Origin of the sequence: Thermococcus sp. ES12, assembly GCF_012027515.1 — an archaeon.
GTDB lineage: Archaea > Methanobacteriota_B > Thermococci > Thermococcales > Thermococcaceae > Thermococcus > Thermococcus barossii.
In genome coordinates this window covers 1-493 of sequence record NZ_SNUP01000044.1, presented here as the reverse complement: position 1 = coordinate 493, position 493 = coordinate 1, and the positions used below count along the sequence as shown (strand labels likewise).

Annotated in this window: 1 protein-coding gene; it reads left to right on the top strand. The window is 36.1% G+C overall.

Annotated features, from left to right (window positions below; all coding sequences use genetic code 11):
• Window positions 1–44: 44 nt before the first annotated feature.
• A partial coding sequence (locus E3E37_RS10925) for a DNA replication complex GINS family protein (protein ID WP_167717369.1) occupies window positions 45–493 on the top strand: 449 nt, incomplete at its 3' end.

Sequence of the window (493 nt, the reverse complement as noted above, 5' to 3'; positions counted from 1 at the left end):
CATCACAGTATCAACATTTTATTGCACGATGTGGGTGAGAAGGGATGTTAATAGGGAAAGCCCTTATTCCAGTTAAGGTACTAAGATCATTTGGGACATGGAAAAGTGGAGACACTATCCTGATAGAAGACTGGAAAGCGAAGGAACTCTGGGAAAGTGGAATAGTGGAGATTATTGATGAAAGTGAAAAAATAATTCGTGAGCTTGATCAGGTAATTGCTGAAGAGAAAGCCAATGAACCAATAATGCCTATTCCGGAAGGCCTCTATTCAAGGGCTGAATTTTATATATATTACTTGGAAAACTATGTTAAGAATAGAGTGGAAATAGATATAGATGTCATTAATGCAAAGGTGACAAAACTTTCCAATCTCAAGAAGAAGTATCAACACCTGAAAAAACTCCGATTTAAAAAAATATTAACAGCCATAATGTTTCGCCCTGCGAGTTTGGAGATTTTGAGTAGACTTTCACCTGAAGAAAGAAAAATATA